This window comes from Corynebacterium sp. MSK204 (assembly GCF_030229885.1).
In the GTDB taxonomy this organism is placed as follows: Bacteria; Actinomycetota; Actinomycetes; order Mycobacteriales; family Mycobacteriaceae; genus Corynebacterium.
Genome location: NZ_JASPGQ010000002.1, coordinates 200,445 through 225,551, shown reverse-complemented (window position 1 = coordinate 225,551; position 25,107 = coordinate 200,445). Strand labels below are relative to the sequence as shown.

At 59.0% G+C, this 25,107-nt stretch carries 22 protein-coding genes; 10 read left to right on the top strand and 12 right to left on the bottom strand.

Features of this window, described 5'->3' with window-relative positions; all coding sequences use genetic code 11:
• Window positions 1–56: 56 nt before the first annotated feature.
• From QP908_RS02345 to QP908_RS02320, 6 genes are read left to right on the top strand one after another with little or no spacing between them, the layout of a single operon-like run.
• The gene (locus QP908_RS02345) at window positions 57–1,649 is read left to right on the top strand and encodes a choice-of-anchor M domain-containing protein (protein WP_239267660.1); all 1,593 of its coding nucleotides are present in this window, start codon (window positions 57–59) and stop codon (window positions 1,647–1,649) included.
• On the top strand, window positions 1,649–3,154 hold the full coding sequence (locus QP908_RS02340) for an anchored repeat ABC transporter, substrate-binding protein (RefSeq protein ID WP_239267662.1): 1,506 nt from the start codon (window positions 1,649–1,651) through the stop codon (window positions 3,152–3,154). Before QP908_RS02345 ends, QP908_RS02340 begins: the two co-directional genes overlap by 1 nt.
• Complete coding sequence (locus QP908_RS02335; protein ID WP_284771553.1) at window positions 3,147–4,037, top strand: choice-of-anchor M domain-containing protein; 891 nt, start codon at window positions 3,147–3,149, stop codon at window positions 4,035–4,037. Before QP908_RS02340 ends, QP908_RS02335 begins: the two co-directional genes overlap by 8 nt.
• Window positions 4,024–4,758, top strand: coding sequence for an anchored repeat-type ABC transporter ATP-binding subunit (locus tag QP908_RS02330; protein WP_284771552.1), 735 nt, complete (start codon window positions 4,024–4,026; stop codon window positions 4,756–4,758). The genes QP908_RS02335 and QP908_RS02330 overlap by 14 nt, the downstream gene beginning before the upstream one ends.
• Window positions 4,755–5,675: an anchored repeat-type ABC transporter permease subunit gene (locus tag QP908_RS02325; RefSeq protein WP_284771551.1), complete on the top strand. Its 921-nt coding sequence runs from the start codon at window positions 4,755–4,757 to the stop codon at window positions 5,673–5,675. The genes QP908_RS02330 and QP908_RS02325 overlap by 4 nt, the downstream gene beginning before the upstream one ends.
• Window positions 5,672–7,237 (top strand): choice-of-anchor M domain-containing protein, encoded by a 1,566-nt coding sequence (locus QP908_RS02320; protein WP_239267670.1) that lies wholly within the window; start codon window positions 5,672–5,674, stop codon window positions 7,235–7,237. The genes QP908_RS02325 and QP908_RS02320 overlap by 4 nt, the downstream gene beginning before the upstream one ends.
• 24 nt (window positions 7,238–7,261) lie before the next feature.
• On the opposite strand, the gene QP908_RS02315 is transcribed toward QP908_RS02320, so the two are convergent.
• The gene (locus QP908_RS02315; protein ID WP_239267672.1) at window positions 7,262–8,368 is read right to left on the bottom strand and encodes a CE1 family esterase; all 1,107 of its coding nucleotides are present in this window, start codon (window positions 8,366–8,368) and stop codon (window positions 7,262–7,264) included.
• A gap of 108 nt (window positions 8,369–8,476) precedes the next feature.
• Between QP908_RS02315 and QP908_RS02310 the strand changes: the two genes are divergently transcribed.
• Window positions 8,477–9,580, top strand: coding sequence for an isochorismate synthase (locus QP908_RS02310; protein ID WP_239267674.1), 1,104 nt, complete (start codon window positions 8,477–8,479; stop codon window positions 9,578–9,580).
• Window positions 9,581–9,590: 10 nt separating this feature from the next.
• Here QP908_RS02310 and QP908_RS02305 read toward each other — a convergent pair whose 3' ends face one another.
• The 9 genes from QP908_RS02305 to QP908_RS02265 all read right to left on the bottom strand — a co-directional run bounded on the left by QP908_RS02305 (window position 9,591) and on the right by QP908_RS02265 (window position 20,246).
• Window positions 9,591–10,109, bottom strand: a complete 519-nt coding sequence (locus tag QP908_RS02305; RefSeq protein ID WP_255716810.1) for a class I SAM-dependent methyltransferase — start codon at window positions 10,107–10,109, stop codon at window positions 9,591–9,593.
• Between the two features lie 106 nt (window positions 10,110–10,215).
• Complete coding sequence (locus QP908_RS02300) at window positions 10,216–11,028, bottom strand: fumarylacetoacetate hydrolase family protein (protein ID WP_239267678.1); 813 nt, start codon at window positions 11,026–11,028, stop codon at window positions 10,216–10,218.
• 115 nt (window positions 11,029–11,143) lie between these two features.
• Window positions 11,144–12,163 (bottom strand): 3-isopropylmalate dehydrogenase, encoded by a 1,020-nt coding sequence (locus tag QP908_RS02295; protein WP_239267680.1) that lies wholly within the window; start codon window positions 12,161–12,163, stop codon window positions 11,144–11,146.
• A 133-nt stretch (window positions 12,164–12,296) separates the two neighbouring features.
• Window positions 12,297–13,883, bottom strand: a complete 1,587-nt coding sequence (gene serA, locus QP908_RS02290) for a phosphoglycerate dehydrogenase (protein ID WP_023026408.1) — start codon at window positions 13,881–13,883, stop codon at window positions 12,297–12,299.
• 64 nt (window positions 13,884–13,947) lie between these two features.
• Window positions 13,948–14,859: a hypothetical protein gene (locus tag QP908_RS02285; protein ID WP_023026406.1), complete on the bottom strand. Its 912-nt coding sequence runs from the start codon at window positions 14,857–14,859 to the stop codon at window positions 13,948–13,950.
• Window positions 14,843–16,633 (bottom strand): GmrSD restriction endonuclease domain-containing protein, encoded by a 1,791-nt coding sequence (locus QP908_RS02280; RefSeq protein WP_239267682.1) that lies wholly within the window; start codon window positions 16,631–16,633, stop codon window positions 14,843–14,845. Before QP908_RS02280 ends, QP908_RS02285 begins: the two co-directional genes overlap by 17 nt.
• Before the next feature lie 127 nt (window positions 16,634–16,760).
• Complete coding sequence (gene ilvC, locus QP908_RS02275) at window positions 16,761–17,774, bottom strand: ketol-acid reductoisomerase (RefSeq protein WP_005280254.1); 1,014 nt, start codon at window positions 17,772–17,774, stop codon at window positions 16,761–16,763.
• Between the two features lie 102 nt (window positions 17,775–17,876).
• Window positions 17,877–18,392: an acetolactate synthase small subunit gene (gene ilvN, locus QP908_RS02270; protein WP_023026400.1), complete on the bottom strand. Its 516-nt coding sequence runs from the start codon at window positions 18,390–18,392 to the stop codon at window positions 17,877–17,879.
• Between the two features lie 3 nt (window positions 18,393–18,395).
• Window positions 18,396–20,246, bottom strand: a complete 1,851-nt coding sequence (locus QP908_RS02265; RefSeq protein WP_023026398.1) for an acetolactate synthase large subunit — start codon at window positions 20,244–20,246, stop codon at window positions 18,396–18,398.
• A 302-nt stretch (window positions 20,247–20,548) separates the two neighbouring features.
• Here QP908_RS02265 and QP908_RS02260 point away from each other — a divergent pair, with 302 nt between their 5' ends.
• The 3 genes from QP908_RS02260 (at window position 20,549) to QP908_RS02250 (ending at window position 24,348) form a co-directional block, all read left to right on the top strand.
• On the top strand, window positions 20,549–21,091 hold the full coding sequence (locus QP908_RS02260; RefSeq protein ID WP_023026397.1) for a PH domain-containing protein: 543 nt from the start codon (window positions 20,549–20,551) through the stop codon (window positions 21,089–21,091).
• Between the two features lie 54 nt (window positions 21,092–21,145).
• Window positions 21,146–22,999: a dihydroxy-acid dehydratase gene (gene ilvD, locus QP908_RS02255; RefSeq protein ID WP_239267686.1), complete on the top strand. Its 1,854-nt coding sequence runs from the start codon at window positions 21,146–21,148 to the stop codon at window positions 22,997–22,999.
• Between the two features lie 77 nt (window positions 23,000–23,076).
• Window positions 23,077–24,348, top strand: coding sequence for a glycosyltransferase family 87 protein (locus QP908_RS02250; RefSeq protein WP_239267688.1), 1,272 nt, complete (start codon window positions 23,077–23,079; stop codon window positions 24,346–24,348).
• Here the strand turns inward: QP908_RS02250 and QP908_RS02245 are convergent.
• Window positions 24,323–24,640 (bottom strand): transcriptional regulator, encoded by a 318-nt coding sequence (locus tag QP908_RS02245; protein ID WP_239267690.1) that lies wholly within the window; start codon window positions 24,638–24,640, stop codon window positions 24,323–24,325. The two genes, QP908_RS02250 and QP908_RS02245, sit on opposite strands and share 26 nt — an antisense overlap.
• On the bottom strand, window positions 24,630–25,085 hold the full coding sequence (locus QP908_RS02240; protein ID WP_239267692.1) for a cb-type cytochrome C oxidase subunit IV: 456 nt from the start codon (window positions 25,083–25,085) through the stop codon (window positions 24,630–24,632). The genes QP908_RS02245 and QP908_RS02240 overlap by 11 nt, the downstream gene beginning before the upstream one ends.
• Window positions 25,086–25,107: the final 22 nt, after the last annotated feature.

Sequence of the window (25,107 nt, the reverse complement as noted above, 5' to 3'; positions counted from 1 at the left end):
TACTAATCCACAGCTAATGGGAACCCCAGCCCAAACGCTCTAAAGGAATAACAACCATGGATACCAACACCATTTCACGCACCAGAGCTCACCGGCCTGGCAGCCGCATCATCGCGGCGGTAATTACCGCCCTCATCGCGTTTTTCGTTCCGGTCACACCGGCCTTGGCCTTCGATGAGGTCTTTGATTCCGGACATATCGACGCGTTCTACGTCACGGCACCTGATGGCCAGCTACACCTATCCATGCAGGAAGATGTCACCGGCTCGCACGTCCAGCGCCCTGGCGATGACGTGCTGCTCCAGGTCGTGGAATCGGCATGGTCCGATGCCACCGAGGCCGTTCCCGAGATTGGAGAATCGACCTACTTCCTGCCCCAAACCCAAGACCCAAATATCATCTGGCCGGGCTGGGATACTCAGCCGGCACGCGATGGCGGATTCACCAGCGTTGACTTCGAATTCACCAATATCTCTGGGCCGGGCTCAGTCTATGTTTTTGAAACCTCTGGGTTCGGCAACGTCGGTGCCGTGACCAATTCCGGTTCGATGGAGCTGACCAGCGGCGAGGTTATTAACCAGCCGAGTCCTGCACACCGGCACGTCAACTGGGCCTTTAGTGAGGCAGGTACCTATGAGATGACTGTTCAGGCCTCCTCTAATGGCCAAACCAGTAACGCAGTGACCTATACCTGGCAGGTAGGCGAAGGCGGAGAGACAGTCTCCGGTCACCGTTCTGCGGGCGGTTCTGGCGAGGCAGATAACTCCGGCAATGACGCTGGACACAGCAATTCCGAGGGTGGCCAAGGCGGCAACGCTGCAAGCGGCGGACAGTCCACGGATCCAGAGTGCCGTCCGGGTATTATCCCGCAGATTAAAGACGATACGGTCTCGCCGCCGCAGTGGCGCGATGCCGATGGCGCAACTTTTTACCTCTCCGATAATTCCAGCGTCGAGCTGCCAGAAGATGTTGGACCTGTTTCGGCCGGCCAAGCCTGGATGATTGGTTCTACGCAGGTCGATGGCGTGCCGTGGCTCGGTGCGAATACCCAGAGCCCCTCCATGCGCGAACACATTCCAGGTGATGTTACTTGGGAGCTCGTCGATATGAAGGGCCCTGGTGCCATGATGGTCTACAGCCAGGGTGGCCTGGGCAAAATCGTCGGCGATGAATGGTTCCGCGGCGCGAACGGCGCTGTGGAAGGCAGCTACAATATCGCCCCCAATACCCACGTGCACCCTAACTGGGTCTTCGAAAAGCAGGGCACCTATGACGTGACGATCCGCCAGGTGGCCCAGACCTCTGCCGGCAAGCAAGTAGCAGGCCAAGCAACGCTGCACTTTGTCGTCGGCGGTGGCAGGCCAGATGGCTCCTTCGATAATGGCCACTTCGACCTGGGCGCGGAAGTGAACCCGGATGGCGGCGACTGTGGTGTTGGCGCCGCAGCCGGCGCGGGCTCTAATGGTTCCGGTGCTGGCCAGGATGGCGCTGGCGGTTCCGGTGCGAATACGTCCGGTAAGGGCAGCAACGCGGCTCTTGCCAATACTGGGACCCCCACCATGCCTCTCGGAATCGGTGTGCTCGGCCTGGGCATGCTGTTCCTTGGCCTGGGTATTGCACGACTCGCTGTCGCGAGGGCAAAGAATTAATGCCAGTGCCCCACTACCGTTTCGTACCGCGCGGGCTGCAGGCCGTAGGGGCGCTCTGTAGCGTCTCCCTCCTCGCGGCAGGCTGCACGACCTCGGCAGCGGTGGATACCTCTGATCGCTTCAGCGTGGTTGCGACGACGCCGATTCTGGCGGATATGGCCCGCCACGTCGCAGGCGAGGATGCCTCGGTCACCGGCCTTATCCCAAGCGGAAAGGACCCGCACACCTTTGAGCCGACGCTGCGCACGGTGCGCAACGTGGCCAATGCGGATCTTGCCTTGAGCAATGGATACCTCTTGGAACCGCAGTCCCTGATAGATACCTTGCACGAGTCCACGGATGCGCCCGTGGTAGAGGTCGCTGACTCCGCCTCCACCCGCGGCGCTACCCTCGTGCCGCTGGTAGAAGATGTCTCCCTGGATGCCATCTGGTTGGGCCTGCGCATTAGCGGTGCCGAGCAGCGCAACTCCGGCGTGGATTTCCGCATGGTCTCTGCCGAGGGGCCAGGCGATGTCGCAGCCTACGTGGTCTCCACCTTCGGCACGCCGGAAGTGCTGTTTAATAGCGCCGATGGCATCGACTCAGGCGAAGATGCGGTCACCCTCCCGGCCAACGCGCACACGCACGTCTCGTGGGGTTTTTCGGAGCCGGGCATCTATAAGCTGGGCTTTCAGGCAGATGGCACTGAGGTAGAGCATCTAACCGTCGCGGTAGGCGTGAACCCGCCGGAAGATGTGGATGTCATTGATTCCGGCCACGTGGATATTGCCGCTGATGTGGCTAAGGGATCTATTGATCTGCGCGATCAAGACCAGCATTTTGATCCCGCTGATACCGCGGTGGCGGTCCCCTCCTCGGTATTGCAGCCCATTCCGCCGGATCCCGCCTACCGCTTCTTGGGAACCCCCGGTGCGGATACCTACCTGCTCCCCCAAGCGGTCTTAGGTAAACACATCCACGGCGAAGTGGACCCGCACCTATGGCACAACGTGGACAATGCCATTGCCTATGTCGATGTCATCGCTGAAGAAATGGCGAATGCGGATCCGTCGCACGGCGCCGATTACCGCGCCCGTGCCGAGTCCTATATCGCAGAACTGCGCGAGCTTGACGGGTATGTGGACCGCGCGATCTCTTCCATCCCGCAGAGCAACCGGCACTTGGTCACCACCCACCACGGCTATGCCTACTTAGAGCAAGGCTATGGCCTGTCGGTGGCTGGGTTCGTGACGCCCAATCCCGCCATTGAGCCTTCGCCACGGGAGGTCATTGCCCTGCGCCGGACGCTGGAGAACCTGCACCTTCCCGCGGTCTTTGTGGAGCCGGTGGAACAGGCTAGTGCCAGCACGCTGAAGGAGGCCGCCGCGCAGCAAAACGTGGAGCTGTGCCCCATTTACGGCGACACGCTTGATGATGCCGTGCCTACTTATATCGATCTCATGAAATTCAATGCTGACTCGCTGCAGCGTTGCCTACATCCTTCGAATGGAGATAACCATGCTTAACCTTGCCTCTCGTACCGTTGCCCGCGCGGCCACTCGCACGGCGGCCTGCATCGTCACTGCGGGCCTCGCCGTATCCGCAACGCCTGCCTGGGCCGGCGACCTCGCGCAGGTGGTCGGCGCGGATGAGACCGTTGCGCCAGAGGGCGAAGAAAAGGTCATCGATGCGGGCCACGTTGATATCGGCACGCTGCTCAACGGGTCTGATGCCGAGCTATTGGCCCGCGATGATGCGGGCGAATCCCCGGTGTGGCGCCACCTCGATGACCTGGTATTTTCGGTAGGCGATGCGGCCCAGCAAACGCTGCCGGATACCGAGGACTTCAGCTTCGTCGGCGCACAATCCGGCGAGGATGTCTGGGTTGTCCCGCAGACTGAGCAGGTCGGCGTTCCGTGGCTGGGGTGGAATACCCAGGCGCCTTCGCTTGTCGATAACGCCGATCGCGGCGTCACCATGGAATTCCTCGGCCACTCCGGCCCTGGGGATTTTTCCCTCTTTTTGCAAAACGGCGGCTTTGAGGCACCCCAGCTGCTGTGGTCTACGGCAGAAAAAAGCGAGTCTGAGTTCTGGGTAGATCTCAATACGCACACCCACGCCAACTGGACTTTTACTGAGCCGGGCACCCACCAGGTGGGCATCCGGATTAAGGGTGAAACCACAAACGGCGAGGAGTTTAGTACCGACGGCGTGCTGACCTTCGCTGTGGGCGACGATGCAGATACCCAGGCCGCCCAGGATGCGGAGTGGAACCCAGCAGATGCCACGACCGAGGATTCTTCCCTGCCGGTCTGGGTTTATGTTTTGGCCGGCGGCGGAATCATCGTGCTGGTCGCTGGTGTTGCCGTGCTCGTCAAGTCCCGCAAGCGGGGCGATGGCCATGCCTAAGCCGTGCATTCAGGTGCGCGGATTGCAGGTAGCCCTATCTGGCCGCACCGTGATTGAGGGCGCCAACCTCGAGGTAGGTACCGGTGAATTCATTGGGCTTCTAGGCCCCAACGGTGCGGGTAAGACCACGCTGATGCGCTCTATTTTGGGCCTTATCCCCTCCTCTGGCACATGCTCCGTCACCGGCTCTGTGGGCTATGTTCCCCAGCGCCACGAGGTGGAATGGGGTTTTCCCATCAACGTGTACCGCACCGTGCTCAGCGGGCGTACCGGGCTCATCGGGTGGTTTAAGCGCCCTGGGAAAAAGGATCACGCAGCCGCCGCGGAGGCGCTGCGCTTGGTACATATGGAGGAATTTGCCTCCCGGCCCATAGAGGAGCTTTCCGGTGGCCAGCGCCAGCGCGTATTGATCGCGCGCGCCCTAGCCATTCAGCCGGAGGTCTTACTACTCGATGAACCTTTTACCGGGCTCGATGCCCCAAATACCGAGGCCTTATTAGAGCTTTTCGCCGAGCTTGCGGCGCAAGGAAAATCCATCGTGATGTCTACCCATAACCTGTCGGAGGCGGCGCACACGTGCAAGCGCCTGGTGCTTTTTAATCGGACGGTTATTGCAGATGGTCCCGCCGATGAGCTTTTGGCCGAGAAGGATCCGTGGACCCGCGCGTTTGGCGTCAGTGCCTCTTCCCCGTTGCTCGCTGCGATTGGAGTAGCTGCATGATTGATATCTCATTTATCGATTTCTTGCGGGATTTGACCAATCCCCACCTCGATTTCCTCGCCCGGGCGGTGGGAATTTCGCTCATCGCCGCCATCGTGTGCGGGGTCATCGGCTGTTATGTGGTGCTGCGTGGCATGGCCTTTATTGGCGATGCCGTCTCGCACGCCGTGTTCCCTGGCCTGGCCATCGCCTTTGCGCTGCAGACTTCGGTGTTGCTGGGCGGGGCGGTTGCCGGCGCGGTCGTCGCGGTGCTCATCGCTGCGTTTTCGCAACGCAACCACGTGCGCGCGGATTCCATCATCGGCATATTTTTTGCCGCCGCCTTTGCTTTTGGCATGGTGATTATTTCGCGCACGGATGGCTATAGCGCATCGCTGACCAGCTTCCTCTTCGGATCGCTCACCGGCGTTTCGCGTTCAGATATCACCGTCGCGGCGAGTGTCTGCCTAGTGGTTCTGGCCGTGGTCGTGGCCTTTGGTCCGCAGCTGAACGCCACCTGCTTGGACCGGGAGACCGCCCGCGCCATGGGCCTGCCGGTCTTCGCCCTGGATATCATCCTCTACCTGTGCGTGACCGCCGCGGTGGTCATTTCCGTGAGCACCATCGGCAATATCTTGGTCCTCGCCCTGCTGATTACCCCGGCCGCCACGGCGCGCCTGCTCACGGCCAACCTGACCACGATGATGTTCCTCTCCGCCATCATCGGCGCAGTGTGCAGCTTCTTTGGCATCTATTTGGCGTGGGCCATCGATCTTCCCGCGGGCGCAACCATCGTGCTCACGCTCACGGTCCTCTTCCTCATTGTCTGGGCCCTGCATCCCTTCCTGCGCTCTCGCCGCAAACCGGGCCACTCTTCTCCTCGCGTGCCAGCTAACGCCTCCGAGAACACCCCACGAAAGGAAACCATCGAATCATGAAACCCTTGTGCCGTACCGCTCTTGCCCTAGGCACCGCCGGATTCCTCAGCGTGGGAACCCTCACCGGTGTGGGTCTACCCTCTTCCGTTATGGCCACCGCGCATGCCGCAGAGACCTGCAGCGCAGAGGACTTTATCCGCATCACCGAAGGCCACCAAGACATGGCGCTCAAGGATGAAGGCGGGGATATCAGCTTTGTGGTCAAAGACGACCAAAAAGAAAAGGAATACCAGTCCGAAGAATTCGCGGTAGAGGTAGCGGAGAAGAACAAGCAGCGTATTTCTGATCTCAACATCCCTTCCCTGCCTGACGAGGGATGGGTGCTCCCGCAAACCCAGATTGAGGATGTTCCGTGGCTGGGCTTTAATACCCAGGAACTCTCGGAGGAATACCTCGGCTCGAAGCAGACCGCGACCTTGAGCATGGCCATCGCGTCTGGCCCAGAGGATGGGCGCATCGTGGCCTTCCAAAACGAGGGCATCGGCGATCTCAAGGTCCGTATGGATACCGAGGACGGCACCGCTTGGGACTATCCGGGCAGGTCCCACTCCCACCCTGCCTTCGCTTTTACCAAGCCGGGCACCTACGCCGTGAGCTTTACCTTTGAGCTTCCCGATGGCTCCCGCCACCACCTGCACGCCGGATTCCTCGTGGGAGATGACGCGGATCCAGCAGAGCTGTGTGGTGTGGACTACGACGAGTCCGATGATGCCGAGGGAAGCGTCCCTTCCGATGGAACCTCCCGCCCGAAACAGCTGGCCAAGGACATCAGGGGAGTAGATAAAGCCATCGCGGGCCTGGATAAGGAGCTGGAAAATACTTTGAAGGAAGGCCAAAAATTCCTCGAGGGCGATAAAAAGAAGGAGAAAGATTCCAAGGATAAATCCGGCGATAAGCCGTCTAAGCAGGGCCAGTCCGGTGGATCCGGCGGCTCCGGTGGGAAGGCCGCAGAGAAAAATTCTGGTTCGAAGCAGGGATCCAACCAAGGCTCCAAGTCTGGGTCGAAGTCCGGTTCCACCAAGGGCTCTGCTCGCGGTTCTGGCCAGAGCAAGACTAACCAAGCCCACGGTTCTGGGGCAGGCTCTGGTGCTGCGTCGCGCAATTCGGGTGGGGGCTCATCGAAGGGATCATCGGCAAGCAGCGGCTCTCGCTCCGGTTCTAAGGCTGCGCACTCCAAGTCCGGCGGAAGTTCTGGCCAGAAATCCGCGGGCAAGTCCTCCCCGCAATCCAAGAGCAACAAGTCTAAGGACAGCAAATCAAAAGGAACGAAGTCTGGAAAGCACAGTTCAGCTCCTGCGCCCAACGCGTCTGCAGGTGGCAAGAACCAGAACAATGAAGCGCTTGCCGGTGCCGCCTACACCGCCTCACTGACCAAGAGCAGCTTTTGGGCGGGCATCTTGGCGGGGCTCGGCGCATTCGCCCTCGTGCTAGGAATTGGCCTGTTGGTCTATGTCCAATTCTTCCGCAAGAAGAAGCAAGCTGGAGAACAGTCTGAGCAGCCAGAACAGCCTGGGCCGCCGCAAGCAGATGATGCCACGACGCAGATCCCGCGCGTCGACTAGAAGCTCTAAAAGTACTGCCTAGGGCTACACACGTGTCTTGGTGGAAAGGAAGTCCCACACAACATTCGGGGTATCCGGTTGCCAAAACCACGTGTGTTCAGCAGGCACCTTGATCAATTCCACGTCCTTGTGGCAACCGTTGAAGTTCAGGCGCTCGGCTCCTCCAACCTCCGCCTGGGTTTGGAAGGTCATTTCGCAGCGATTGCGGTTAAGATAGCCTCCCAAGACTGTGCGCACGGGAAGATAGCCAGCTTCGTGCCGGTCGCCGCCTTCATAGGTCATCATCTGATCGTGGGTGCCATGCATGATGAGTGTATGCATTGGCGCGTCGCCGCAATTGGTTTCAACGGGGTTATAAAAAGCTCCGGAGACCATGGCAACCGCAGCAAACGTATCTTGCGCGTGACAGCCCAAGACGGAGGTGAAACCGCCTCCATTGGACATTCCCGTGGCGTAGACGCGATTGCGATCCACATGATAGTCCGCATCCACCGCATCCAAGATGTGCTTGATGAAGCGGATATCTTCGCCATCATGGGTTTTGGCATATGGAGCTGCTTCCCAAGCGCGTTCGTAGCCCTCCGGGTAAATGATGATGGCCTCATCGGTGGCTGACGTATTTCCCATTCGTGCGTAACTAGAGAAATTTTCCGGGGAATCTCCCCAACCGCCAAATCCAAAAAGCACCGGGGATGGCTTCTCGGGAGAGTAGTGATCCGGGATACGCACGAGGTAGCGACGCTGTTTTCCCTCGTGTTCCATTTCAAGCGACTCCATAGTTCCCGGTGCAATGGCCGGATCAGGATTAATGCCGGGATCAGCAGAAGGCATGGGTGGAGTCGGCTCCGAATTGCCCGGATGTGGTGACTCACCGGGAGCGGACGTATGCTCCTCAGGATTGCGGGGAGTCGATTCAGTGACACCTTCTGGGAGCAAATGCGAGCCATCTGGTTTTGGAATCACGGGCTCGCCGGAGTGGTGGTCTTGTTCTGGCACAGGTTCCGGGTGCGTCGGTTGTACCGGCGATCCGGCGCCTTCTTGTTCCTGCGCCGTCGCCGGCACACTTATGGCGGCGCCTATCACTAGGAGCGAGGTCAAGAGATAGGTAAATCGAAGAAAAACTTTAGTCACAGTAGCCACTTTGGTAACAATAGTTACATCGGTTGTGTCACAGGGTGCCCACACGCTTGGCGAGGGCAATTTCTACCAACTTTTAACGAGGCACTAAGCTAGATCCCCATGCACGAAGACAGACCAAGCACCGCCCCCGATTTCTTGCTCTCCCGGGCAACGGGGTCTGTCCGTACCCAAGGTGCGCGGAAAACCTTTACCAGTGCCGAAACCGCGGTTGACGCCTTGCACCGAGGCGAGGCCGAGATGGTCGTTGGCGCCATCCCCTTTGACTCCGATACCCCCGCCGCCCTGACTGTTCCAGAATCGATCATCCGCGAAGACGGCCCGCTAGAACCACATGCGTTCTACCGCAATCAAACCCTCAATTCCCGCGTCGTGGGCTTTGACCCTGAGCCCGAAGAACACCTGCGCCGCGTGGAGGCGGCCATCGGCACCATCGAAACCTCGAAGCTAGAAAAGGTGGTTCTCGCCCGCGCGGTCGATATCGAATTTGCCTCCCCCATCGATCCCAGGCTGGTGGCCGCGCGCCTTATCGATCTCTCCGTCAACCGCGATGGCTTCATTGCGGATCTCTCGCCCGCAGGCCGCCCAGGGGCCATGCTGGTCGGTTCCTCTCCGGAGGTGCTCATCAAACGGCAAGGCTCGACCGTGTCTGCATTCCCGCTCGCCGGCTCCACCCCGCGCCGGGCCAATAAGGCGGCAGACCACATTGCCAGCCAAGACCTCTTGCACTCCGCCAAGGATTTGCTGGAGCATTCCTTTGTAGTAGAACACCTGCGCACTGTATTAGAACCGCTGTGCAGCAGCCTCGATATCCCCGAGACCCCGCAGCTCATACACACCAATGAGATGTGGCACTTGGGCACGCCGGTCACCGGCACGTTGCGGGATAAAGACCTCACCGCCCTGGAACTGGCAGAAGTAGTCCACCCCACCCCCGCAATCTGCGGCACGCCGACGGAAGCGGCGCAGGCGCTTATCGAGACCGCTGAGACCGACCGCGGCTTCTATGCCGGCACCGTCGGCTGGTGCGATAGCTCCGGCGATGGCGAATACATGGTAGCCATCCGTTGCGCGGAAGTTGCCGGCGATGGCCTCTCCGCCCGCGCGTGGGCCGGCGGCGGCGTGGTCGGTGCTTCCAATGCCCAAGCCGAGCTGGAAGAAACAACCGCCAAGCTCCAAACAATCCTCCGCGCGCTCAGCCTTTAAACGGTGCGGCTTAGAGCCGTTTCGCCACGAGGACCACGTCGCTTGTGTGGTGGGATCCGGCACCGCTAGTAACATGGCGCGACGATCGCCGCAGGGTCTGCACCGTCAATTCGGTAAGATTATCCGCCAGCCATTCCGGCATGGCAATCTCTTCTGACTCCATATCATGGTGAACATAGAGCAAGGTTCCACCCGGGGCGACGAGTCTTTCTAACAGCGCCACTTCCCCTGCGGTGGCACGGACGCTGCCGTAGTGAACGGTAACCAGGTCAAAAGAATCGTGGCTAAATTCATCAAAGGTAGCAACCTCGGCGGCAACTCCACGTGCCCTAGTCCGCGCTACGGCAGTAGGAGCAAAATCGATGCCGAGCACCTGCCAGCCACGATCCTGTAGCCACTGCGCATCAGCGCCTTCCCCACAGCCGATATCGAGTGCGGTACCTGCCGGAAGGTCGCTGACATAGTCCACCAGCGTGGCATTCGGGCTCCCTGACCACACCTGCGCGGTGGCACGGTAGCGCTCCTCCATCTCCTGCGCGCTCGGCGCGGACCCGCGGTGGCCTTGATGTGAATGATCCGGCACGCCGTTCTCCTTCTACCAATACCTCACCAGCGGCAGCTGACGCGAGATGAAACTATTGCGCCCTAGAGATGGTATTGCGCAAAGTACCAACCCCTGGGATCTCAATTTCAATGGTATCGCCCGGCACCATCGGTGCGGTTCCTGCTGGCGAACCGGTAGTGATGACATCGCCAGGCAGCAAGGTATAGGCGGCAGAGATTTCTTCCAAGATGCCGCCCATCTTGACGATCATCTGATCCGTATTGGAATCCTGCTTCTGCTCACGGGAACCATCGTGGGTCAGGTAAGCATTGATCTTCTGATCATCAAGATCCAAGCTATCCAGGTCCGTTTCAATCCACGGGCCCAGCGGGCAGAAGGTATCAATACCCTTGGCGCGCGCCCACTGGCCGTCCTTGAACTGCAGGTCGCGGGAGGAAACGTCGTTGCAGATGGTATAGCCCAGCACGTGGTCTTTCCAGTTTTCAGCCTGGATATTCTTCGATGGCTTGGAAATAACCACGGCCAGCTCACCCTCAAATTCCACGTTGGTGGCATAATCGGGAATCTTGATGGCCTCATTCGGGCCGATAACCGCAGTCGATGGCTTCAAGAAGATGGTTGGTGGCAGCTTATCGGAGGACTTCTTGAATACCTCCGCGACGTGGTCGGCATAGTTGCGGCCGAGCGCCACTACCTTGGTGGGCAAGGTCGGCGCCAACAGTCGCACCTCGCCCAGCTTCCATTCCCGGCCGGTGGGCTCCGGCGGGGTAAATGGAGTGCCGGAGATTTCTTTAGCTACGAGCTCCTCCATCGGGGCATCTTGTGGCCCTTCAATGATGGCAAAGCAAATTCCTTCTGGGTGTGCAATTCGTCCTAAACGCATAACGGCCATCCTACTAAAAGGTAGCCTTTACATGTGTGCAAAGTTTGCGGTGTTAATTTGCAAAGATTATTCAGTTCCCTGACAACACCGCATTCATGCGAAGGACTTCTTACGCTTAAGCCTGCAGGCTCTCCGCGATGCGGTCCCCCACCTCAACGGTCTTGATTGGGGCATCGCCGCGCTTGGCGATGTCCTCCGCCACCGCCTTTTCAATCCTCTGCGCATTGCCTTCATCGCCCAGCTGCCGCAAGAGCATCGCTGCCGACAAGATGGCCGCGGTCGGATCCGCGATGCCTTGTCCGGCGATATCGGGCGCCGAACCGTGCACCGGTTCAAACATGGAGGGGTTTACACCCGAAGCATCGATATTGCCCGAAGCAGCCAGCCCAATCCCGCCGGTAATAGCGCCTGCTAAGTCCGTTAAGATATCGCCGAAGAGGTTATCGGTAACGATGACATCGTAGCGGGACGGCTCCGTCACCATGTAGATCGTCGCGGCATCGATGTGGTTATAGTCCACTTCCACCTGCGGATACTCTGCCGAGACTTCTTCTACCGTGCGGTGCCACAGATCGCCGGCGTTGACGAGGACATTCGTCTTGTGCACCAGGGTGAGGTGATTGCGGCGCTGCGATGCCCGCTCAAAGGCGTCCCGCACCACGCGCTCCACCCCGAAGCGGGTATTTTGCGAAACCTCGCTGGCTACCTCGTGCGGCGTTCCTTCCCGCAGCGTTCCGCCATTGCCGCAGTACAGACCCTCGGTGCCTTCTCGCACCACGACGAAGTCAATCTCGCCCGGGTTATCCAGGGGCGAGTGGGCCGTGGGATACAAGATGGAGGGGCGCAGGTTCACGTGCTGATCGAGCGCAAAGCGCATCTTCAATAACAGGCCACGCTCCAGGACGCCCGGGGGGACCTCGCCGGGTGCGCCGATGGCGCCCAGCAAAATGGCATCGTGTTCGCGCAGGCTAGCCAGGTCCGCGTCTGTTAAAAGCTCGCCATTGCGCAGGTAGCGCCGCGCGCCCAGGTCATAATCGGTGGTTTCAATATCGCTGCGCACCGCCCGCAGCACCTTCAGGGCTTCCGCCGTTACTTCTGGCCCAATGCCGTCGCCGCCAATAACCGCTAATTTCATTAGATAGGATTCCTTTCTCACATAGTGGATTAGGCTTTAGCTTACCAAAGGAAACCCGCCCATCGCAGCAGAAATCTACGCGATGGGCGGGCACGAGTACGCGGTTAGGCCACTCTCCTAACCTGCGCTGAGGTTATTCATCCATGTCGAATTGCTGGCACGTAGCGCCAAGGGCCGAGTTGATCTCCTCGATGAGAGAATCTGGTACCTCGGACTCCACGCGCAAGATGAGCACGGCATCCGTTTCCTGCTTGCCCTGCGTCAAGGCTGCAGCGATGATGTTGATGCCCGCCGCGCCCAGCTTGGTACCCACGGTACCAAGCGCACCTGGGGCATCGGCATAGCGGAAGAACAAGTTGCGGCCCTCGGCCCGCATATCCACGCCGCGGCCATTGATGCGCACAAACTTTTCGGTGCCATCGATGCCAATGAGAGCACCGGTGAGCGAAGAGGTCACGCCTTCCGCGCTAATGACCTTGACCTGCAAGGAAGAACGGTGCCCCCTGGATTCTGGGTTGGTGGATACCGAAACTTCGACCCCACGGCTCTCAGCAATCTGCATCGCGTTGACGAAGGTAACCGGCTCCGAGGTCACACCGCTAAACAGGCCGCGGACGGCGGAAAGGCCCAGCACATCCACATCCTCAGTGGACAGCTCGCCGCAGGCTTCGATCTCCACGGCGACGGGAGCCTGATCAAGCAGGCGCCCGGCGGTAAGGCCCAGCTTGCGGGCGAGGTCGAGCCAACCGGCAACCTCTTCGCCCACCGTGCCGCCGGAGACGTTGACCGCATCGGGAACAAACTCGCCGGCCAGAGCCTTGAGCACAGATGCGGCGACATCGGTACCCGCGCGATCCTGTGCCTCCACGGTGGACGCGCCCAGGTGCGGCGACACCGTGACCTGCGGCAGCTTAAACAACGGGGAATCCGTGCACGGCTCCGTGGAGTAGACGTCAAAGCCCGCACCGCGGTGGTGGCCGGAAGTAATAGAATCCGCCAAGGCCTGCTCATCTACGAGGCCGCCGCGGGCGGCGTTGATCAGAATCTGGCCTTCCTTTGCCTTGGCCAAAAGCTCCGCATCGAACATTCCGGCAGTCTCGGGCGTCTTGGGCAGGTGAATGGTGACAAAGTCTGCCTGCGCCATCAGCTCTTCAAGCTCGACCAATTCCACGCCAAGCGCTGCCGCACGCGCCGGATTGGCATAAGGATCGTAGGCAATAATCTTCGTTTCAAAGGCGCTCAACCGCTGTGCAAAAAGCTGACCGATGTGGCCGAAGCCGACGATACCAATAGTCTTGCCGTAGACCTCCACGCCCTTGAAGGAAGAGCGCTTCCACTCGCCCTCGCGCAAGGACTGATCCGCCGCTGGAATCTGGCGGGCAGTGGCCAAAAGCAAGGCAATCGCCTGCTCGCACGCAGAGTGGATATTGGAGGTAGGAGCGTTGACCACCATGACGCCTTTGTTGGTGGCGGTGTCAATATCCACGTTATCGAGTCCCACGCCCGCGCGACCCACAATCTTAAGCTTGGGCGCGGCTTCTAGAACTTCAGCGTCGACCGTGGTGGCAGAGCGCACGAGCAGCGCATCTGCTTCTGGAACCGCAGCAAGCAATTCCTCGCGGTTCGGGCCATCTACCCAGCGCACCTCGACAGAATCCCCCAAAGCCGTCACTGTGGATTGGGCCAATTTATCGGCGATAAGAACTACCGGCTTCGACATATCATCCTTCGTTTCAATTCGTTGTGCATTACGCGAAAATCACCGCGTGTGAAGGAAGTGTAGTTCAGTTTGGGGTGCCCTGCCTTATTTTTTCCTTAAATTCTTTCACTTGACCGAATTCCGGGCCCAAAGCAATCAGTGAACCCTCGTCCAGCCCCGCCACCATGGCCATACTCCGCTTATCTTCCAGCGGATCTGCCGTCGGCATCACCAATACCGAGCCACCATAGGCCGCGGCCGTAATGACATTGGCTACCGGGCTATCCGCCGTGGCCACAATATTGGGCGCCATCTGGCCATCGCGCCGCGACTGTGCCGGAACGGGCGATAACTTTTTACCATCGTCGTCGGGCTCACCCTCATAAGGAATCCAGGCAGGGCGCAACTCAACGTAAGGTGTTTTATCCAGCCGCGCGATGTCCTTGACCATTTGTTTCGGCGAGGCGACCACCTTGGACTCATATTGGAATGCCGTGAAATCTCCCAACGCTTCGTGCGTTCCCGGGTCCTTGATGACAGTGAAATCACCGCTGGATTGTGTCCATGGAATATCGCCAATGATGACGAGTCGTTTTACTTCCAAGTCACCTACCAGGTTGAGGATGTCACCGCGGCGCGAGCGATCGTATTCCACGGCCGGCAGGTGCTGGTTAATAGCCAACGTCGCCGCGCGCAGTTCGGATTTAGCATCGGGTGCAAAGAGCACCATCGAGTCAGAATCCTCGAAAAAAGTCCGCGCAGCGTCAATGCCGCTAGGATCATCGATGATTTCAAACTTGCCAGCGAATTTGGGATCGATAAGGCGGTTTTGATTCTCTGACTTGGCGCGCTCAAGCTCAACGTCGGACTCGGAGAGATCCGACAGCCCACGCTTTACCAGTTTGGGCTCCTGCAAGGCATCGCCGCAGCCGACAAGTACAAGGGAGGCTGCGATAACCGCTGCAGCCGCCCGGAACCTCTTAGCGGCCAAATGCATGTGGCCCCTCTTCACCGCCGGCCAGGTTTGCTTCATCGACATCTCGAATGACGGGAATGCCCAAGGTTTCTTCCACCAGGTTCACAAAACGATGGCGCCGATCCGCCAAGAATTCCTGAATCTTCGATTCCCTTAAGTTAGCGACATCGAGGTCGTGCGACGCCAAGACGGCATCAAATTCCTCGTCTTCCATGATGGACTTGGATTGCACGCGTGGCAGGTAGCGATTCGGTGCGAATCCATCGAGGACGACCTCTGTGCGTTTGCCCATCGGGGTAAAGTTCATAACCGACTGCGCCAAGACCGAATCCACCCCGTGGCGCTGGCACCAATTCAGTGGGAATACTGGGAAAAATCCAGGCTTGAGCTCTTCAAAGGTATGGCGAGTAAACTCGCTGCCCGTCCGCCAGTCCTTCGCGCCACGAGCCATGAGTAAGGCGTAGATTCCGTGCCAAACGCCATCGTTTTCATCGACCGAGAGCAGGCGGGATTCCCGGAATCCTGCATCTGCGACCGTTTTGGGAACGTCATCGGTGGCCCCGGCCACCCACTCGGTCACTTCATCCACGTCGCGGGCGGCGCGCAGCGGCACCGCGGAAGAGCCATAGAGCTCACCAAAGACGCCACACCAGAACCACTGGTCGATGCGATCCCATGCCTGCTGGCTAGAAAGCGCCCCAGGCCGCTTGGCCAAGCGCGCGATGATAACCGCCAGCGGCACGATCTGTTCCGTATAAGGAACCTGATCCAGGCTTAAAATACGGCGCTGCGCCAAGAATTCGGCGACCTCGTGGAAGGTGATGCGCAGGTCGTGCGCGGCCGCCTTGTACTCGCATAGGGACAGCTTCAAAATATCTTCGCGCTGGCCGCCGGCATTGCCCTTCTCCCCTGTGACCAAGAGGGATACTGCGGAGAGGAATTCATTGCGTCCGATGCCATCGAGCGCGGGAGAATCCCGCAGGTCCTTTTCCACCTGCTGCCAATCGTTGGCAAGGTGGAAGGTGGGATCTTCAGAAGCAAAGACGGCGGTTAAGAGATCGAAGACATCCATCTGCAGGCCGGCGGAATTCGCCTGGGCAAAGATGGAACCGATTCCGGCCCGCTCCGTTTCGCGGGATAGCCGGATCATCGGGATGTCATAGCCCGCCAAGGGACGCACGATGCGGTTATTGAACGCAGCGAGCTCGGCGCTGTACCGCTCGTGTGTGGCGGCGAGCTCGAAAAGCATGCTGGTGCCTTCCTCGCTGAGTAGCGAGGCCACAGGGATGCACATATTATCCAGGCCATCCTGGCGGCAGGTGATAGCCCCATCAATATCGGGGCCGAAGTGCGAACAGATCTCGCCGTTCTGGTCGACGGCGAAAATGGCGTCATCGGCAAGCAAGTCCCCGCTTACCGCGGCCCGGACGTCAATGAAAAAGCGGCGGCGAACCTTCTTTTTCCGGAAGTCGGTGGTCTTGACAAAACCCTCGCCGTTAAAGCAGTGATAAAGGGAGGTAAGGCGCTGTTGGCCGTCCAAAAGGAGCAGCCCAGGCTCGACGCCAGCCTCGGGCGCACCCGCCAACACTCGGGGGCGGAAACGCATCTTTTCATTGCGGATATCCAGGGCCATCAGTGCGCCGATGGGATAACCACGCAGGACCGTAACGATAAGTGAGCGGATGCGGTCTTCATCCCAGGCATAGCTGCGCTGGAAATCTGGAAGCTGGATATCGCCCCGGTCAATCCGCGAAAAAAGATCCTTGAGATCATAGCTTGGCGTCGTAAAACCCATAGGGCCAATACTACCCGCAACACCTCTGCGATACCTCACGGACTTAAGTGCTGGGATAGCACGTAGCCAAACCGCAAAAGCGGCCCGCCGGGAACCTCCCGCGGGCCGCACTGGCTTCAGCTATTGCCTAGGCAGTAGCGTCCAAAGGATTCTTTACCCAGCTCATGAGATCGCGCAGCTTGGTGCCGGTCTTTTCGATCTCGTGCTGTGCAAATTCCTCGCGCAGGTCTTCCAGTTCCTTGTTGCCGCCTTCAACGTTGGCGAGCAGCCGCTTGGTGAAGGTGCCGTCCTGGATATCGGACAGGACATCCTTCATGCGCTGCTTGGTATCAGCGTTGATGATGCGCGGGCCGGAGATGTAGCCACCGAACTCGGCGGTATCAGAAACCGAGTAGTTCATGTTGGCAATGCCGCCCTCGAACATCAGGTCCACGATGAGCTTCATCTCGTGCAGGACCTCGAAATAAGCCATCTCTGGCTCGTAGCCGGCCTCGGTGAGGACCTCAAAGCCATTGCGGATGAGGAACTCGACGCCACCACACAGGACGGCCTGCTCACCAAAGAGGTCGGTGACCGTCTCTGCCTCGAAGGTGGTGGGGATAACGCCGGCGCGGGCGCCACCGATCGCAGCGGCATAGGACAAGGTCAGGTCATGGCCCTCGTTCTTCGGGTCCTGCTCGGTGGCAATCAAGCAAGGAACGCCCTTGCCGTCAACGAACTGGCGGCGGACCAAGTGGCCCGGACCCTTTGGCGCAACCATACCGACGGTGACGGACGCAGCCGGCTCAATCAGCTTGAAGTGGATATTCAGTCCGTGACCGAATAGCAGTGCATTGCCGTCTTCCAGGTTCGGGGCAATGTGCTCTTCGAAGATCTCCTTCTGGGAGGTATCCGGCGCCAAGAGCATAACGACGTCGGCCCACTTGGATGCCTCCGCGACGGACTTGACTTCGAAGCCAGCCTCTTCCGCCTTGGCTGCGGACTTAGAGCCCTCGCGCAGACCGATAACAACCTCAACGCCGGAATCGCGCAGGTTCTGGGAGTGGGCGTGACCTTGGGAGCCGTAGCCGATAACAGCTACCTTGCGGCCCTGGATGATCGACAGGTCAGCATCGTCGTCGTAGTAGGTATCAATAGCCATTTCAAATCCTCAATTCTTTGGTAGGAGAAGCTGTAATGAAGCGTCCTAACGCAGAGTATATACCACTGCGCGAGACATTGTGTTCACATCGTGAGATTTTATTTACTTTTTGGGAGCTGTCGCCTTCGGGCCGCGCCCCAAGGCTACGTGGCCCGATTGCACGAGTTCACGAATCCCGAAGGGCTCGAGAACTTCAAGCAGCGCCGCGAGCTTGCCCGGCGTACCGGTAGCCTCCACGACAACCGATTCCTTTGCCACGTCCACCACGCGGGCGCGGAAGATATTTACCGCATCCACCACCTGCGCGCGGTTGGAATTATCGGCCGATACCTTCACCAGCATGATGGCGCGAGCAACGGTGGAATCTTCTTTAAGTTCCACGACCTTGATGACCGGAATGAGCTTATTGAGCTGCTTCGTTACCTGCTCAATGATCACCTCAGAGGCATCCACAACGATGGTCAGCCGGTTAATTCCGGGGGTTTCCGTGTGCGCGGAGACCAAGGACACCAGGCTGTAGCCACGGCGGCTAAACATTCCCACCACGCGGGCGATGATGCTTTCTACATCCTCAACTAATACCGATAAGGTATGCCGAGTTACCTCGTTTTGCGTCATGGTTTATGCCTCCTGGATGGTTTCGTCAATCTCAGCCGGGGTTTCCGCGGCGGATTCAGCTTCATCAAAAAGCGGGCGCAGGCCGCGGGCGTATTGGATTTCCTCATTGGAGGCACCTCCACCGATCATCGGCCACACCTGCGCATCTTGGCCGACGATGAAGTCAATGACAACTGGCTTATCGTTAATTGCCTGCGCGCGCTTAATGGCCGGAACGACTTCTTCTTCGCTCGTGACCCGGATGGCTTCACAACCGAGTGCCTCGGCCAAACGGACGAAGTCCGGGGTGAAGGCGTTTTCTTCGCGCAGCTTGGTGTGCGAATAGTGCTGGTCATAAAACAGCGTCTGCCATTGCCGGACCATTCCAAGGTTTCCGTTATTAATGACGGCAACCTTAAACGGGAAGCCTTCCACGGCGGCGGTGGTAAGTTCCTGGTTGGTCATTTGGAAGCAGCCATCACCATCGATGGCCCAGACTTCCTTTTCTGGACGCGCTGCCTTTGCACCCAAGGCAGCGGGAACGGCATAGCCCATGGTTCCAGCACCACCGGAGTTGATCCACGAACGCGGGTGTTCAAAGTCCAAGAACTGCGCGGACCACATCTGGTGCTGGCCCACGCCCGCACAGTAGATAGCTTCCGGCCCCACGGTCTCACTGAGCTTTTCCAAGACGAATTGCGGGTTCAGCAGGCCATCATCGGTGGGCTCATAACCGCGCGGGAAACGCTGCTGCATGCCGCGCAGGTAATCATGCCACTGTTTCACCTCGGCGGCCGGCTGTACATCCTTCTTGCGGTACTCCTTACTCAACGCGGTCAAGCACTTTTTGGCATCGCCGACGATGGGGACCGTAACTTCCCGGATCTTGCCAATCTCAGCTGGGTCAATATCGGCGTGGACGACCTTCGCATTGGGTGCGAATGTTGAGGTATCGCCGGTCACGCGATCATCGAAGCGGGCACCGATGGCAATGATGAGATCGGCGCGCTGCATCGCCGCGACGGCTGGGACCGTGCCGTGCATGCCCGGCATTCCCAGGTGCAGCGGGTGGGAGTCCGGAAAGGTCCCCAGCGCCATCAAGGTGGTAACCACAGGGATATTCGTGAGTTCCGCAAACTCCAGCAACTCTTGGGAGGCATTAGCTTTAACGACTCCGCCGCCGACGTAGAGCACGGGCTTTTCCGCTTGCGACATCAATTCCACGGCCTGGGCCACCTGCCGGTGGTGTGGCTTGGTGACTGGCTTGTATCCCTGCAGGTCAAGCGTTTCCGGGAAGCGATAATCTACAAAGCCGTTTTGCACGTCCTTCGGGATATCCACGAGCACCGGACCGGGGCGGCCGGTGGAAGCCAAGTGGAAGGCAGCCGAAATTGCAGAAGGGATCTCGGCGGGATCCGTCACGATGTAGTTGTGCTTGGTAATGGGCATGGTGACACCGCGGATATCGGCCTCTTGGAAGGCATCGGTGCCCAAAAGGTTGCTGCCCACCTGGCCGGTGATGGCGACGATGGGAACGGAGTCCAGGTTGGCATCGGCAAGCGCGGTAACCAGGTTGGTCGCACCAGGACCGGAGGTAGCGATGCACACGCCCACCTTTCCGGAAGCCTGCGCATAGCCCTCGGCGGCGTGGCCGGCGCCTTGTTCATGGCGGGTTAGCACATGGCGAAGCTTCGTTGAACCATGCAGTGCATCGTAGAGCGGAAGCACGGCACCGCCGGGAATACCGAATACGAGATCGGTGCCCAGATCTTCCAGCGTGCGGACAATAGCATGAGCCCCACTCATTCGCTCCGCAGACGCAGCAGAAGTTGCAGCGGCCGCGGAAGCAGGCGTGGGCGAGGATGTCGTTACCACGGTGTATGTGCTCCTTGGTTTGGTCTGTCATGGAAACTGATCATCGAAAACGCCCTAGTTACAACTAAAGCCCCCGCGGGCCGGTGGTCTGCGGGGGCGAAAGCGTCGACGTTCAGGAAACGTCGCGGTCACCGCCGCGCTCGTACCACCTGAAGTCGAATAATGATCATATTTCCAACTATATACCGATAGAATTATATCTGGAAGCGATTACCCCCTTTTGGGAAAACTTTCCCATATGTTGAAACGCGGTGGAAAAATGGTTCGCTTCCCCACCACATGGTCAATTAGGCTGGCTGACTATGACCCCACCAGCACAGGACAAACAACCTCGTCAGTCCACCACCCAGGCAGAGGTCTTCACCCCTTCCCGCGACCACATCTTGGGCATTTTAATTCTGTCCACGATCGCCTTATTAAGCATTGGCTGGGCGCCCAAATACCTGGGGTGGCTGCTGATTATCCCCGTTATCGGCCTCTGGTGGGTCCTCAAGGCCCGCACACGGGTCTCTGAGAAAGGCATTTCCATTTCGTATGCGTTCCGGAAGAACGTTTCTATCGCATGGGATGATTTCGCCGGGATTGGCTTCCAGCGCGCCCGGGCCTTCGCGCAGACTAAAAATGGTGCGAAACACAACCTGCCTGGCGTAACCTTCAACTCACTGCCCCGCCTGGCGCAGGCATCCCGCGGGCGCATTCCCGATGCCCTCACTCAAGGCCGCGAGGCAGCCGATGACAAGGTCGTCATCGTGCACCGCGACGGTCAGCAGATCCTCCTAAGCAAAGAGGAATATGCTGCATACCTAGAAAAACACCCCGAGCTTAAAGATTCGGCAGAAAACTAAATCTACTTTCTCCTCCCCCCATTGACCAATCTAAAAGGAATGGTGACTTAAACCATGTTCCCACTGCGCTCTAAAGTAACCACCGTCGGACGTCAAGCCTCCGGTGCGCGTGCCTTGTGGCGCGCTACCGGTACCAAAGAAAATGACTTTGGCAAGCCGATTGTCGCCATCGCCAACTCTTATACGCAGTTCGTCCCCGGCCACGTGCACCTGAAAAATGTCGGTGATATCGTCGCCGATGCCGTCCGCGAAGCCGGTGGCGTGCCCAAGGAGTTCAATACCATTGCCGTGGACGACGGCATTGCCATGGGGCATAGCGGCATGCTGTACTCTTTGCCCTCGCGCGAAATCATCTCCGATTCCATCGAGTACATGGCCAATGCGCATACTGCCGATGCCCTCGTCTGCATCTCCAACTGCGATAAGATCACCCCGGGCATGCTCAATGCCGCAATGCGGTTGAATATCCCCACGATCTTCGTCTCCGGCGGACCTATGGAGGCCGGCAAGGCCGTCGTGGTCGATGGCGTTGCTCATGCTCCGACCGACCTGATTACCGCAATCACCGCATCCGCAAACGATAGCGTGAGCGATTCCGGCTTGGCCCAGGTCGAAGAATCCGCCTGCCCCACCTGCGGTTCCTGCTCCGGCATGTTTACGGCCAACTCCATGAACTGCTTGACCGAGGCTCTCGGTTTGGCGCTTCCTGGCAATGGCACCACCCTAGCCACCCACAGCGCGCGCCGTGAGCTCTTTGAAAAGGCCGGCTCCACCATCGTGGATATGTGCCGCCGCTACTACGGCGAGGAAGACAAGTCCGTCCTGCCGCGCAATATCGCCACCAAGGAAGCCTTTACTAATGCCATGGCCCTCGATATGGCCATGGGCGGATCCACCAACACCATCCTGCACACCCTCGCCGCAGCGCAGGAGGGCGAAGTGGACTTCACGCTGGATGATATTAATGACATCTCCTACCGCGTGCCTTGCCTGTCCAAGGTTGCGCCCAACGGCACCTATCACATCGAGGATGTGCACCGCGCCGGCGGCATTCCGGCCATTTTGGGCGAGCTGCGCCGCGCGGGCCACCTCAACCTCAAGGTGCACACCGCCCTCTATGACAATGCGGAGCAGTGGCTCGATGATTGGGATATCCGCAATCCCCGCGTAACCGATCAGGCCCGCGAGCTGTACTACGCCGCTCCCGGTGGCGTGCGCACGACGGAGCCATTCTCCCAGTCCAACCGGTGGGATGAACTAGATACTGACGCGGTCAATGGCTGCATTCATGATGCCGACCACGCCTTTTCTTCCGACGGCGGCCTGGTGGTCCTGCGCGGCAACCTGGCGCCAGACGGGGCCATCGTCAAGGCAGCCGGCGTGGAAGAAGAGCTGTGGACCTTCTCTGGCCCAGCCCGCGTGGTGGAGTCCCAAGAGCAGGCCGTGTCCATCATCTTGAATAAAGAAGTCCAGCCAGGCGATGTCGTCGTCATTCGCTACGAGGGCCCCTCCGGTGGCCCCGGCATGCAGGAGATGCTCCACCCGACGTCCTTCCTCAAGGGCGCAGGTTTAGGCAAGGCCTGCGCCTTGATTACCGACGGCCGCTTCTCCGGCGGCACCTCCGGGCTCTCCATCGGCCACATTTCTCCTGAGGCCGCCCACCAGGGGCTTATCGGGCTCATTGAGAACGGCGATACCATTTCCATCAATATCCACGAGCGCGAGCTCACGCTCGACGTGGACGATGATGTTCTGGAGCGCCGCCGCGCCGCGCAAGAACAACGCGAAAAGCCATGGACGCCGGTGGACCGCAACCGCCCGATTACCAAGGCGCTGCGCGCCTATGCCGCGATGGCGACCTCCGCGGACCGCGGCGCGGTGCGCGTGGTAGACGGCTTTGTGAACTAGCACAATTGGCTGCTAAATCACTGTGACCTCGGTGGGGTGCGAGCTCTGTAGTTAAAAATCGCGTAACTTGTACCGCGATGAAATTCGCTCGTACCCCGTTATTCCGATATACCGTGGCCCTGCTGGGGTTCCTTTTCGGCGCTCGGAAGGTCGTTGAAGACACCCGCATCACAGACTTCCCCATCGATATGGTGGTCTACCGCGAGGGAGTCAAGGCCTTCCTCGAGCACCGCTCCGTCTATAGCGCGCCGATGCCCGCCGGCGATATTCAGCTGCCCTTCATTTATCCGCCCTTTGGCGCCTTAGCGATGGTGCCGTTGACGGCCTTTGACGCCATCGACCACACCCTGGCCGGCAATATCATGGTGATCCTTTCGGATCTCCTAGTGCTCGTGTGCCTCTACTTCGTTTTCAGGGCGGTGCTCAAAAAGCCAGAATTCCTCTTGCCCGTAACCGCCATTACCTGGGCCATTGTCTTACACTTTGAGCCGGTCGACCTCAATAACAACTATGCCCAAATCAATATAGTGGTCATGGCGCTTGTTATCTTCGACCTCGTTCCGCGCAAGCGATTCCTGCCGCAGGGAATCCTCGTCGGCGTGGCGGCCGCCATCAAGATAACCCCTCTGGCGATGCTGCTCTACTTCCTTGTGCGCAAGGAATGGAAGCAGATTGCGACCGCACTTTTCTCCGCCGTAGCGGCCACCCTTCTTGCCGCCGCCTTCCGCTGGGAGGCTTTCGTGGAGTTCTTCAGCTCCACACTGCTCGACATGGGCTCCGGCCGCGACTTCGGCGTGGGAACCGAGTACCAGTCCAATAGCTCCATCAAGGGCGCCATTCAGCGCATGTATCCATCCATCGAACCCATGGAGGCGAATGGCCTGACGATAGGCTTCGCGTGGATCGCGGCCTCCCTTATTGTCATCGTCGTTGCAGCGTGGCTCATCAAGCGCCTGTGTGAGGAGCATTTGCTTGTCGATGCCCAATTGGTCACCGCCCTCACCGTCCTGCTCATCTCCCCTGTTTCTTGGTCCCATCACTGGGTCTGGCTCACGCTTATCATCCCGGTCTTCGCCTACCGCGCGTGGAGCTGGCTTTCTACCGGATGGGCTGCCCGCAACCTCCTGGCCGTCCTCATCGCCTGGGCAGCCCTGTTGCTCACCGTTCCACCGAAGTGGTGGTGGGGAGATCAAGTCGATGTCCATGCCATGAACCACTTCCAGAAATTCTGGGTGGATGACTTCGTCTGGCTCACCGTGCTTACCGTAGCGCTGTATGCGGCCGCATTCTGTGCCGCCCAGCGCAAGCAGACCACACGTAGCGCTACTCCTGCTCCGCTAGCGACTTAAGCGCGGCGAGGTGGGCATCGAATGCGGACTTGCCGGTAGCAGTGAGCATAACCCACACGGTGTCCTTATCGCGGGAAGACCCGTACTCGCGGAATCGGCTGATATAGCCTTCGTTTTCCAAGGCGGTTAATTGTTTAGATAAAGTAGCGGCCGATTGCCCCACTTCTTCCCGCAGCGCCGCGAAGCGCATTTCGCGGCGCACCTGTCCCTCCACCGCACCCCGCGCGTTTAATACCGCGCAGATCTTGAAGCGATTGAGAGGATAGATAACCGGGTCAATATCACTGAGCACTACGGCCTTCTCCTTGCCGCGCTGCAAGGTCCAAGGCACGAGATTGCAGCACCCAGACCATTGCCACTGCCCACACCGCGATGAAGATCACCAAGGCCCACATGTGCTCACGCAGCATGTTGGTGATAAAGATCGGGATAAGTATTACTGCCATCCCCGCGTAGTATTTCTTATCGGCCTTGGGCTGTGAATGTGGGTCCTGGCGATAGCTGGTCCGCACCTTGCTCTGATGATGAAGCAGCGCCCACACGATGAGGCCTATAAGGACAAAGTAGAAAATGAGAAACGCGACGGGGTGTATTATCTCCGCGAATACTGTTATTCCCACATAGAACACAGCGAATGCGATCACTAGGAGGATATTTTGCATAAGCCGCTTTCGCTCAGCGCCTTGATCCTGCAGGCTGTCATTAAACTCGAGCGACTTCTTTAGCTCATCTTCCATTTTCTACCACCATCCCCAAAAT